The sequence below is a fragment of the Chitinophaga sancti genome (genome assembly GCF_034424315.1).
In the GTDB taxonomy this organism is placed as follows: domain Bacteria; phylum Bacteroidota; class Bacteroidia; order Chitinophagales; family Chitinophagaceae; genus Chitinophaga; species Chitinophaga sancti.
In genome coordinates this window covers 2,412,481-2,425,092 of sequence record NZ_CP139972.1, presented here as the reverse complement: position 1 = coordinate 2,425,092, position 12,612 = coordinate 2,412,481, and the positions used below count along the sequence as shown (strand labels likewise).

Sequence of the window (12,612 nt, the reverse complement as noted above, 5' to 3'; positions counted from 1 at the left end):
TATGTAAAAGTTCTTTGACATCTTGATCACCTTTCTTTGCAAGTAATTGATTTATTGGTGTTTTATCAAGTAATGAAACTCCAAGAATCTGCAATACTTCAAAGGAGTATCAAGAGTTTCAAAGAACTTATATTAATTTAAACAAGACGCTACTGAGATCAAATATGAATTTAAATCTAAGTGGTAGAATGAAAAGCCACGGTTTGGTTTTAGGTAGGATCTGCTGAATAAGTATTAATTCATTGTTAATCAATACGATGTGGCGTGTTTTTTTGCTGTGAAAGTGTTTGTATATTGAAAGATTCATCTTCAAAATCATGCAGCAATGATACGTTACACTCCTACAAAACAGTTAACCTTAGAAGGATTTTCAACTCCTTTTTCGCAGCAATTATCCACTACTAACCGATGGGTTATACTAGCTGCAAAGATTCCGTGGGACAAACTGGCGGATGTGTATTATAAAAAAATGCGGGCAGATTTCGGTGCTCCAACATTGAGTGCCCGGATGGTAATAGGTGCAGTGATCATCAAACATATACTTAACATAGATGATCGGGAGGTGGTAGCGCAGATCACGGAAAATATATATCTGCAATATTTTGTAGGCTTAAGCAGTTTTCAACAGGAGGCTCCCTTTGATGCATCGTTGATGGTCAGTATTAGAAAACGGTTAGGCATAGATGTGATGTCCAGATTGAATGAGATTATTTTGCAGGAAGCCGGACTAATCAAAGCGAATGAAGAGAAAACAGCGGATACCCGCAGTGAGGATGATCAGGATGGGAATGGTGGAGAGAGTAATAACAATGGCTTGAATGAGATTACCGCTGTGTGTATACGGAAAAGGAGAAGATACTTACCTTACAGACTTTCAATGAACTGGAATTAATTGTTGCCCGTGAAAAACTATGCAGAATACACAAGTCATTTATGGTAGCCGTCGATAAAGTAGAGTTCATTGAACGTGGCCAGGTCATGATCCGAGAAAGATTGTTGCCGGTCAGTGAAACATACCGGAATGTCTTTTATGCTCTTCTGGGATTTAAAGACGGTAAAACAGCGTCATAATTTTTCTGTATTTTCCTTTGGACCCACCCCATGTTCCCGCCCTGGTGATCCCACCTGAACAGCCAGCCGTCTGACACGGGTTGACCTCATAAACTGGCTATTGTAAAAATAAAAACAATGAAAAACGAGCTAGTATCCGTGGTGATGCCATGCTATAACATGGAGCGTTATATCTCCCTGGCGATAGGCAGTATCCTGTCGCAGTCCTATCAAGATCTGGAACTGATCATCATCAACGATGGATCTTCGGACAATACCGGGAATATTGTCTGCGCGTACGATGACTCACGGATAAAATATGTGTCATTACCCGCCAATAAGGGGAACTATCCCGCCAGAAATGTAGGAATGCGTATGGCCACTGGAAAATACATAGCAGTAATGGATGCGGACGATATTTCCGAGAACGATCGACTAATGACGGAGGTGCGGTATCTTGACCGTCATTCGAAGATTGGGTGTATTGGCACCCAAGGTACCCGTATAGACGAAAATAATGCAAAAACCGGATGGATCAATTACCCCTGCGTTACCAGTGCTGAAATGGCGGTTTATTTTCTTATAAACAATTACTCAATTCATCCGTCCCTGATGTTCCGCAGAAGTGCCATGTTGAAACATAGCCTTTTCTATAATGAGACCTACAGGTATTCGGCTGATTTTGCGCTAGTTAATAGTCGTATCAGCCGGTTCCCGGTTTTGAATATTGCTGAAAGGCCGCTACAGTACCGGGTACATGCAAGCCAGATATCATCTGCCAAATACAGGGAACAGGTAAAATATGCAGATATGATCAGGTTAGCCCAGCTGGAAAGGTTGAAAATCCGGTTGACGCCTGTAGAACAGAAGGTGTATCTGGAATTACTCAAAGGGAATGCTACTTCCTTTTCCGGAAAGGAAGTGGCCTGCTGCGTGGCAGTTTGCAGACGCATCGTGGAACATAATGACAACTTCGGCATATATAACACGAGGCTGCTCCGGAAGCTGTTTAATGAGCATGTGCTTAGTTTATTGTAAAATGAAAATACAACACTGGGGAAAAGCGTATCTTGTCACGTGGTAATAATCAAGAAATTTCCGCCAGTTTTCTTAGATCAAAGACAAATAAGTTCGAGTTTTGTACCATAGGGATCACAGAGAAATTTCAAAGGAAATTAAAGCCGCTTGAATCGTAGGATTTAAGCGGCTTTTCTGCTTTTAGGATATTAAGGTAAACTACATCAAACGAAGCATCACTTTAGAAAATCTTTTCCCATCCTGCGCGAAGAGGTCATCGCATTGTGCTGTATTGGCTCCATGAATACATATACCCGCTGTATAAAAGAGCTTCATAGCTATGGGTATATTTTGTATCAACAGGGTAGGCTTACGCTTCCAGGTGTCGTTACCATCCGTTCATTTCCTTGTTCTTGCGATGACGATACTACCCAGCTTCAGTTATTTGATGAATTTAAACGATCTGAATCAGGTATGAACAGCAACCTTTCTGGTCGCAAAAGTAATACCGGTACTTGTATCATAAATGATATTACGCCGTGTCGCAAAATTGCGACTGGATCGTATCGCAAAAATGCGACTATGTCGTGTCTCAAAAGTGATACTATACCAGTCGCAATTTTGCGACGCTTTTATAATAAACAAATAAACAATTATAAACGGGAGAGAGTAAACAGGCTCTCGCTCTAAAAAAATATAAAAATGAAATTAAAAATCCCCAGCTCGATCCGGGTGCACTCCGCGCGGAAAATGCACCCGGCGCCGCGCGGATTCTCCCTACCTAATCCCAGGTGCAGACATTTTTTTACGCCCACGTCTACCCGGAGATGGAAGCAGGCAAATTTTTCTATCACTACCAGACCATCAACCAGGGCAGGAAGGCTCCACACCAATGAGAACAAAAGCTATTCAGAGCCCTTATGATTACTATCAGCTGATGCAGCAGCTGGAAGAACACGGGAAGGACGTATACCGACCGGAATTTCACATTGAAGACATAAACCGGCCGGTAGTTATCAAACTCTTGGCTTACTTCCTGCAAGACCAGGCGGTAGCCATTGGGGACGGTATCGACCTACAGAAAGGGGTACCATAATATTCTGGCACATTTAAAGATGCTTTAACCGTTAACTTGTCTACATTTAATATATAAGGGAGCTGTATCATTAAATAGTGAGATCTGACTTCAACGTTAGGCTATAAAAACTCTCAGGCATTTAAGTAAATTTAAATCCCCGGATTATTTGATCAGGGATTTTAATTTTGAAAAAAAACAGCATTATAAAAGCTATGGGCCTGTAAAAAATAATTTTAAATGTAGATCCGAAAAATGAAAATAATATGATTTCAGATTCAGTTGAAAAGAGTAATTACAACAACATTAAAGGAAACAAAATGAATGATAAGGCTTATTTCCTAATTTTTATATTTTTAATATTTTCTATCAATCTTTTAGGCCAGTCATCTCCTGTTAGGATTGTTTATGCAAAAGTCTTAAATGTAGAGGGGCTGACAATATTAGACGATGATTTTGCAAGAAAAACGAGAATAGGTGTAAGGCGATATTATTATGCAATTAAGCATTTTAAAGTAGTTGATTACAAAGGAGATACTATGCTTCTTGCTTATGTGTTTGATACCAAGAGACAATTGGCTGAAGCAGCAAATGATTTTGGAATAAAGAAAGATTCCATATACGAATTTAGCGTATCAAGATTTAAACCTTGTAAGTCAGATTTTTCTAATATGATTGGATGCGCATATGAGGACACCTTATATATGCCACATCCAAAGTCCATTATTAAGAAATCATATGATTCAATAGATCGAATACATGATGCGGTGCATATATACTATGATCTTTGGTTGGAATTAATTCGTTAATAGTTTAATGGACAACTACCGGAATTTACAGGTAGCTGTCCATTTTAGTGCGCCAGGCATGTCTTTAAACCAGCTTTAACCTCCGCAGTTACCCCTTTAATAAGTTTTTGATTGAGGGTAATAGACTGAATATTTATAAAGTATCTGGTGTCTGATAATTTTCCTCTTAAAGCATCAACTGCCTTAAATCTAAAACCACATAAACATGAACAATGATAATAGAAATGTGAAGGACATGTTTTCTGTTCATTCATTTGGAGCCGTTGCAGAAATTAGAAAACTTCATAATATTGATTGATGACATTACTTTTAAGTTATGGGGAGATTTCCGGTGTTTACATTGCTAGCGATAGTAGATTCTCTTCGACAAATACTTCCAACAAACTCCTCTGATACGTACGCAATAATCGATCTGTTTGTTTTGAAGTTCCCACATGAAATATACTCAAACACAATTAGTAATAACTATAGCTATTTTAAACTATTTTCAGGATGAATATGCTTAACTAAACAACACTGATTTGAAATTAATGTTAATCAAAGCTTTGAAATTTGGTTATGTCAGGCATTTTATTTTATTTTACGTCCATTATTCGTTGTACACGGTATGCATAGAATAATAAATATAATAGAATAAGCTTCTGACTCGTTGGTTAATCCACCATAACTTAAAGTAGACGAAGACCCCAAGTGCTGATAGTCAGTAGCGTTTTAAAACCTGCAGCTATATAGTTAAAACAGGCCCCACTGTCTGTTCCCGTTTTTATTATTTACTGCACGTTGAAAGCTGTTACAGTATTTTACGGTAATGCTGCAATAGCACAATGATTTTTCTGAATTTTTTTTGTTACTAAAGTTGAAAGCTATGAGACCTTTTTGAGTTGTTTTCAAATGAGAGCATACCGATGAATTCCTATATTCCAGGATGATGTTATGTTTTAGAGCGTCCTCTGGCTCTGAGCTACCAATGGTTCATTGTTTCAATAGTATACTATCGCTATTGTCAGCTGTCACGTCTTTTTATTTAGCTAATTAACTGTCACGGATTACTTGTCACATGTAAGCCTTGCGTGCATGGAGTATCCCCGTTGTTTTAATTATTTATTGGGAGGAGAGACGAATTGGTAATGTGTATACCCCCTATAACAAAAAATAGAATGATTGCTGAAATACTGTTTATCGCCATGAAACCTTTATTTAATAATAGAAAGAAACGGATTGAATTATGGACGCCCTATAGTAAAAGGACTTTAGCCACGGCCGGTAGCAATGCTGGTCGATGTGCCAGGAGACTATGCGCTTAAAAATTTCAATTAGCACATGCTGAGCTGATCGTTCGCCGGGAACCCGGTGCTGGTGGAACTTTGCCGGTACTTCCTATCCAACGGACGTTTGCTATAATCTGCCGCATTTACCGGTGCGGCCGGGAGGTGCTTGCTAAAACGCGTACAGTTTTGTTACCGTGAATAAAACTCGTACCGTTTTAGCCCTGCATCCCTTTGTCCTCCATCAGCCAACATCTGCAACAAAAATATTTATCATAAATGTTATTGCCCTATGGAGAGTTCTTTACACACCCTTACCTGCATACCGCTGACTGATATGCTGCTCCGGCTGCAGGATGAAAATGAAAAAGGAATCACCTTTATTAAAAGCGGGGACCAGGAAATATTCGTTGCATATCCGCAACTTATTAAAAAAGCGAAACATTGCCTGTATTACCTGCAAACTGTTGCTGGTATGCAATCCGGCGATGAACTCATTATCCAGGAAGAAGATAATGAACTACTGCTCACAGCCTTCTGGGCCTGCCTCCTCGGAGGCATCATCCCAGTTCCCGTATCTACCGGAACAAAGAATGAACATAAACTGAAACTGCTGAAGATATGGGATACCCTAAAGCATCCCCACCTGTTTGCAGCAGAAGATCATGTACAACGCCTCACCAGCTATATACAGGAGGAAGCCCCGGAAACGTCCATAACGCAGCTGCTCGAGCATACAATTTATTCAGGTACAGACTTCAGCAGCTTCCCCGATACCTCGGTTCTACATGCTCCTGCACTGGACGACCTTGCATTCATTCAATATTCCTCCGGCTCCACCGGTGCCCCCAAGGGCGTGATGCTCACACATCGCAACCTTTTCTATAATACAATTGATCTCGCCGAAAAAATGCAGCTGACGCCAGCAGATATAAAACTCAGCTGGATGCCGCTGTCGCACGATATGGGCATGATCGCTTTCCACCTCACCGCTGTACAAGCCGGATGCACTCAGTATCTTATGCCTACACCACTGTTCATCAGAAGGCCGCTGCTGTGGATGGAATCAGTCAACCGCCATAAAGCCACCATCCTGTATTCGCCCAACTTCGGATACGAATACTTCATGGAAGCCATGGATAACAAATCTGCAGGCAGTTGGGACCTCTCCTCTGTACGGATGATTATCAACGGCGCAGAACCTATCTCTGCAGAAGTATGTCGCCGCTTCGCCACCAAACTAAAGCCCATGGGATTGTCACCATTGGCTATAGCCCCCGGGTACGGTATGGCAGAGGCTTCCGTGTGCGTAACCTTAAGCGCCGCAGACGCACCTGTAAATGAACACTTCTTTCAGCGCGACAGTCTTCGTATTTCCGATGTAGTAATAGAAGAAGAAAATACCTCCCCGCAGACAGTGGGTTTTGTAGAGTGCGGAACGCCCGCCAGGCATTGCAAAGTAAGGGTTTGCGGAGATAAAGATGAGATACTGGCACCCGGTACGGTAGGGCATATCCATATCAGTGGCCTGAATGTTACAGCAGGATATTACCGCAATGAAGAGGCGACCAAAGCACTGTTGACGAACGACGGCTGGGTGCGCACCGGCGACCTCGGACTGATTCATCCCAACGGCCAGCTGATTATCACCGGTCGACATAAGAACATGATCATCCTGCAGGGTAATAATTATTATCATCACGATATAGAAAGACTGCTGTTCGGTATTCCCGGTATAGCCGCCGGAAAAGTAGTAGCATGCGGTATTCCCGGCGATAGCAATGAGCGGGAGCGGCTGGTGATTTTCGTGTTGTTTAAAGGCACACCTGCTGCCTTTGCTGATACCGAAGAAGCAGTGGTGGCCACCCTCAGTGATGTGATCGGAATCGTTCCCGATGTGGTGATACCAGTAAGGGAAATTCCCAAAACCACCAGCGGCAAAATCCAACATTTCGAAATGCTGCAGCGCTTCCGCCGCAATGAATTTGCTGAGGTACTGAGTGCCCTGAAGTCCTTATCTGCCAAGCGTTTCCTCGATCAGTGGCAGCAGGAGCAACCCACTGTACGGTTACACAAAATCGAAAGCTGGCTGCAGGAAACAGTAGCCTCCCTGCTTAAAATTTCAGCCACAGATGTGGACCTGATCCAACCATTGGTAGATCAGGGCATGAAATCGCTCCACGGCGTACAGCTGAGAAATCTGCTGGAACGCAGGTTGAATATCGACCTCGCCATCGGCGTATTATATAAATACCCCTCTATCGATAAACTGGCCGGCTTTATCTATAAAAAGTTATTTCCAACTGCCACCAGCACTCATACAGAAGTGACCCCACCACAAGCCAACAATGGGCTGCTGGAGAAAGTAGCCGCATTGTCCGATGAACAAATAGCATTACTCCTTAATGAAAATCCATTATGAAAAAGGACGAGAAATTTGCGGAACTGAGTCCGCTCCAGAAAGCATACCTCCGTATGGAGGAATACAAAACCCGCCTGCAGCAGCTGGAAACCCAGGGCGCTAGACGTATGGACGTAGCCGTTATAGGTGTAGCATTGCGTTTTCCTCAGGCCGATACCCCTGCTGCTTATTGGAATAACCTGCTGGCAGGTCGCGATCATATCACTACCTTTCCTGCACAAAGAAGCGAAGACATCTCAGCATACATGCGCGCTGCCGGCAAACCCTTGCCAACCGGCTACCGCGAGGCAGCTTTCCTAAGCCGTATCGACGAATTCGACCATCGTTTTTTCAAATTCAAACATAAAGAGGCAGCGCTGATGCATCCTTTGCAACGCCTGCTACTGCAAACATCCTGGCAGGCCATGGAAGATGCCGGATACCTGAACACCCCGGCCACAGAGAACACCGGCATTTACCTGGGAGTATCCGGAGATATCACCTATGGCCAATACCTGGATATGATTGTCGCCAGCGACCAGCAGCGGCTCAGCTCCAATGCGCTCACCGGTAACAACAATGCGATCACTTCCAGCCGCATCTCTTATTTCCTGGATCTGAAAGGCCCTGCCATCACTATTGACACGGCCTGCTCTTCTTCACTGGTAGCTATTCACCAGGCTTGCCGCGCACTAATGAATGGCGACTGTGAAATGGCGCTTGCCGGTGGAGGCCGATTGTACCTTGTTCCTGAAGCAGGACAGTATGAAGTGGGCTTTGAATCGCCCACAGCCCGTACAAAAGCATTCGATGCCGCAGCAGATGGTGCCGGTGTGGGAGAGGGCGTAGCTGTGATCTTACTGAAGCCACTACATAAAGCAGTGGCTGATGGTGACCGTATACACGCTATTATCAAAGGCAGCGCCGTAAACCAGGATGGTACTTCCGCCGGCATTACAGCGCCTAACATGGCCGCACAGGAAGCCGTGCTGAAAAGCGCCTGGGAAGCTGCCAACGTTGATCCTGCCAGCATCACCTTTATTGAATCGCATGGTACCGGTACTGCACTTGGCGACCCTATTGAATTCCAGGCGCTCACAGATGCATTTGGCCAGCAGGCAGTAAAGAACAGCTGTGCCCTCGGCGCAGTGAAAAGCAACATAGGCCACCTGTTCGAAGCAGCTGGCGTGGCAGGCCTCGTGAAGTGTATACTTGCGCTGCAACATCAAACGATCCCCGCTGTCATCAACTATACATCTCCCAATCCTGAGATCAATCTCGCGGATTCTCCATTCTATATCAATACGGAAGCTATCAGCTGGAATCCACCCGCCAGTGTCGGCGTTCGTCGTTGTGGTGTCAGTTCATTTGGCATCAGCGGCACTAATGCCCACGTGGTGCTGGAAGAATATGTGCCAACGCCGGTAGCCGCTACCAATGGTAAAGTAAAGGAAAGTGCTTACCTGTTTACATTGTCCGCCGACAGTAGCGAAGACCTGCAGGTGCTCGCGAATACATATGTATCCTGGTTGGCCGACAAATCAGCCGCCGACCTGGAAAACATCTGCTTCGCTACCAACACTGCCCGTGGTCATTATTCCTGGCGCATTGCTTTTGTGACCGACAGTATCACTCACCTAACAGATTCGCTGAAGAAAGCTGCCAGCCTGAAAATGCAGGCCGCCCGCAGGTTCCGTGTAGAACCCGGTGTAAGCAGCCTGAAAGAACTGGCGGAACTTTACCTGGAAGGAGGCATCATAGACTGGGATGCTTTATATAAGAACACGCATGCTGTTAAAATTGCGCTGCCGCCCTATCCATTAAATGCAGTTCGTTGCTGGCCTGTTTTTACAAAGGTGGCAGCGGTGAATTCCGCAGCGCCGGCAGCGGCCCAGATAACGGTATCGTACACACGCGATCAGGTGTATGCAGCACTGCGCACCATGATTGCGAAGGATACTGATCTGAAGCCTGAAGATATTGGTGAAGATGCCGATTTCATGCACCTGGGGCTGGACTCGCTCATCATCATGCAATTGATTCAGGGTATCCGCAAAGAGTGGAAGCTGCAGCTGGAAATGGCCCAGTTCTACGAAAAGCTGAACACCTTACGTTCGCTTACAGATTACCTGCTCGAAAATATCAGTGGTGTAGCAGCCTCCGTGGCAGCGCCTGCGGCCACGGTTGCAGTACCTGCCGCACAGGCTGGCGCCGCGCCCACACAAATTAATTATTACGTTCCCTATAAAGAGGTTCAGAAGAAATCCGATCATAACCTATCACCACAACAACTGCAACATCTGCAGCAGCTGTCCGCCCGCATCAACAAACGTACGGCAAAGTCGAAAGACTCCACGCAAGCCTATCGCCAGGTACTGGCCAACAACAGAAATGTGGCAGGCTTCCGCCCTGAACTGAAGGAGATCACCTACCAGATCATTGCCGAAAGCGGCAGTGGTGCCAATATCGTGGATGTAGATGGGAACCGCTACGTGGACCTCACCATGGGATTTGGCGTAAACCTGCTGGGATACAATCCTGAGTTCATTCATTCCACCTTGCTGGCTGAAATGAAAAATGGCTTTCCGGTAGGTCCGATGGTGGACACCGCTGGTAAAGTGGCTACACTGATTACGGAAATGACGGGCGTAGAAAGAGTGGCGTTTTACAACTCCGGGTCAGAGGCCGTCATGGTGGCGCTGCGACTGGCAAGAGCCACCACCGGAAGAAGCAGGGTAGTATTCTTTAAAGGTTCCTACCATGGCACCTTTGATGGTGTGCTGGCCCTGGCCAATGCACTGGATCCTGCTACTTCCATTCCACTGGCGCCGGGTATTGCGGAGAACTACGTGAGTAATGTAACCGTGCTGGATTACGGCACACCGGCGTCTCTGGAGTTTATCAGGGCACATGCACATGAACTGGCGGCAGTATTGGTAGAGCCGGTACAGAGCCGCAAGCCGGACATTCAGCCACGTGATTTTCTGCATGCAGTAAGAGAAATTACCGCTGCAGCAGGTGCTGCTATGATCATAGATGAAGTGATCACCGGCTTCCGTATCCACCAGGGCGGTGCCCAGGCATGGTTCGGTGTGAAAGCTGACCTGGTTACCTATGGTAAAATTGTAGGTGGTGGTATGCCAATAGGTGTTGTAGGAGGCACGTCCAGATTCATGGATGCAGTAGACGGTGGTATGTGGAAGTTCGGAGATGCTTCTTTCCCTGATAAAACCACCACTTTCGTAGCAGGTACCTTCAACCAGCATCCGCTGACAATGCGCGCTGCGCTAAGTATCCTCACTTACCTGAAACAGGAGGGACCGCAGCTGCAGGAAAAGCTCAATGCCCGCACTGCGCAATTGGCGAACCGTTTAAACGAATACCTGACAGGAAAACGTATACCGGTGTCCGTAGTACACTTTGGTTCACTCTTCCGCTTCGTGCTGAAAGGTAACTGGGAACTGTTCTTTCAGCACCTGCTGGCAAATGGCGTATATGTGTGGGAAGGCAGGAACTGTTTCCTCTCTACTGCACATACGGATGAACATATAGAATACATCTACAAGGCCGTTATCCGCAGTTTGACTGAAATGATAGAAGGAGGTTGGGTAAGTGTTGAGCAGCCTGCTGCGGCCACCCAGCTGGTTCCGTTTACAGAAGAGCAGGAACAGCTGTATGCCCTGTCAGCAGCTGATCTGCAGGCATCCAGTGCATTCAACGAAAACCAGGTAGCAGATCTGCGTGGCCCGCTGAATAAAAAAGCGCTGCGTGAAGCGATTAATATTGTTGTAAACAGGCACCAGGCCCTGAGAACGATTAGTCTCAGCGAAAAAGGCATGCTGGTAGCCTCTTCAGCAGAAGTTTCCTTTGAAGAAGTGAACATAGCAGCGTTACAGCACAGAGGTCTTACAATTGAAGAGTGGCTCAGCGAACGAGGTAAGGAACCTTTCCACCCGGATCATGGTCCATTCATCCGTTTCCTGCTGCTGGAACATGCTTCCGAACATCATTCCCTCCTGATGACAGCCCACCACATTGTGGCTGATGGCTGGTCTATTGAACAGATCTGGAGCGAAATAGGACTGGCTTATTCCTCCATTACCGGTAAAGAGCCGGTGGCATTACCTGCAGCAACCACCATTGCCTCTTTCAATAAATGGCAGCAGCAGATGCAGCAGGAGCACACAGCAGCAAACAACGCCTTCTGGAAGGCAGCTTTTGAAAAAGACTATCCCGCCATTGAATTGCCGGCAGATAAGCTCAGTGCTGCTGCCACAGGTAAACCCGGAGATAGCTTCACGCTTACAATTGACCCGGCACTACGCAAACAGCTCCAGGCATTTGCACAACAGGAAAAATTAACCCTGTTCCATATTCTGCTCGGTGCATACAACCTGCTCTTGCATCGCCTGGCAGGCCAGGACGCCTTCGTTATCGGAATCCCTTCTGCCGGTCAGGCACAGATGGGAGAGAACTGCCTCGTTGGGCAATGTGTGAGCATGCTGCCTTACCACAGCCTGTATGCGCCCGAAATACCACTGCGTGAGTACCTGCTGGGAATACGTACCGGTTTGGCCAACATCATCCAACATCAGCACTGCTCTTTCGTTTCCCTGCTCCGGGAGGCCAACCTGGTACCACCACGGATCACCACAGAAATAGATATGAACAGCGTGAAAAACCGGTTCCGCTTCCGCGACCTGGAAGTGGCGGTCACCTTCCCACCGGTTCAATTTGTAAAATATGATCTGAGCATTAGCCTGATAGAAATGGATGAACAGCTTCTGGCCGGCTTCTACTTCAACACTGCCCTTTTTAACCGGAGTACAGTAGAGAACTGGGCTGACTGCTATACTACGCTGCTGGCGGATATAGTAGCCAACCCTGAAAAACCTGCAGGTGAACTGATGATCAATAGTGAGGAAAGCGAAAAGGTATTCGACGCGTGGAACAACTTATAAATGATCTGGACAGGTAACGCTGTCCGCAATGCTA

General features: G+C 45.8%; 7 protein-coding genes. All 7 read left to right on the top strand.

Annotated features, from left to right (window positions below; genetic code table 11):
• Positions 1–325: 325 nt before the first annotated feature.
• The 7 genes from U0033_RS09025 (at position 326) to U0033_RS09000 (ending at position 12,578) form a co-directional block, all read left to right on the top strand.
• A complete protein-coding gene (locus U0033_RS09025; RefSeq protein ID WP_322518503.1) occupies positions 326–892 on the top strand; it encodes a transposase in 567 nt (188 codons plus the stop codon).
• Entirely contained in the window at positions 835–1,071 is a 237-nt protein-coding gene (locus U0033_RS33270) for a LytTR family transcriptional regulator DNA-binding domain-containing protein (RefSeq protein WP_072365561.1), read from the top strand. The genes U0033_RS09025 and U0033_RS33270 overlap by 58 nt, the downstream gene beginning before the upstream one ends.
• A gap of 117 nt (positions 1,072–1,188) precedes the next feature.
• Complete coding sequence (locus U0033_RS09020; protein ID WP_072365563.1) at positions 1,189–2,088, top strand: glycosyltransferase family 2 protein; 900 nt, start codon at positions 1,189–1,191, stop codon at positions 2,086–2,088.
• An 871-nt stretch (positions 2,089–2,959) separates the two neighbouring features.
• Positions 2,960–3,163, top strand: coding sequence for a hypothetical protein (locus U0033_RS09015; RefSeq protein WP_072365567.1), 204 nt, complete (start codon positions 2,960–2,962; stop codon positions 3,161–3,163).
• A 245-nt stretch (positions 3,164–3,408) separates the two neighbouring features.
• A complete protein-coding gene (locus tag U0033_RS09010) occupies positions 3,409–3,951 on the top strand; it encodes a hypothetical protein (protein ID WP_072365569.1) in 543 nt (180 codons plus the stop codon).
• A 1,557-nt stretch (positions 3,952–5,508) separates the two neighbouring features.
• The gene (locus U0033_RS09005) at positions 5,509–7,638 is read left to right on the top strand and encodes an AMP-binding protein (protein WP_072365572.1); all 2,130 of its coding nucleotides are present in this window, start codon (positions 5,509–5,511) and stop codon (positions 7,636–7,638) included.
• Positions 7,635–12,578 carry an aminotransferase class III-fold pyridoxal phosphate-dependent enzyme gene (locus tag U0033_RS09000; RefSeq protein ID WP_072365574.1) on the top strand — a complete coding sequence of 1,648 codons (4,944 nt, stop codon included), beginning with the start codon at positions 7,635–7,637 and terminating at the stop codon, positions 12,576–12,578. The genes U0033_RS09005 and U0033_RS09000 overlap by 4 nt, the downstream gene beginning before the upstream one ends.
• The last annotated feature ends 34 nt before the right edge of the window (positions 12,579–12,612 follow it).

Excerpts from the sequence above, each read along its gene's own strand:
- U0033_RS09010 (WP_072365569.1), top strand. The coding sequence starts at position 3,409 with ATGATTTCAGATTCAGTTGAAAAGAGTAATTACAACAACATTAAAGGA.
- U0033_RS09025 (WP_322518503.1), top strand. The coding sequence starts at position 326 with ATGATACGTTACACTCCTACAAAACAGTTAACCTTAGAAGGATTTTCA.
- U0033_RS09015 (WP_072365567.1), top strand. The coding sequence starts at position 2,960 with ATGAGAACAAAAGCTATTCAGAGCCCTTATGATTACTATCAGCTGATG.
- U0033_RS09020 (WP_072365563.1), top strand. The coding sequence starts at position 1,189 with ATGAAAAACGAGCTAGTATCCGTGGTGATGCCATGCTATAACATGGAG.
- U0033_RS09000 (WP_072365574.1), top strand. The coding sequence starts at position 7,635 with ATGAAAAAGGACGAGAAATTTGCGGAACTGAGTCCGCTCCAGAAAGCA.
- U0033_RS09005 (WP_072365572.1), top strand. The coding sequence starts at position 5,509 with ATGGAGAGTTCTTTACACACCCTTACCTGCATACCGCTGACTGATATG.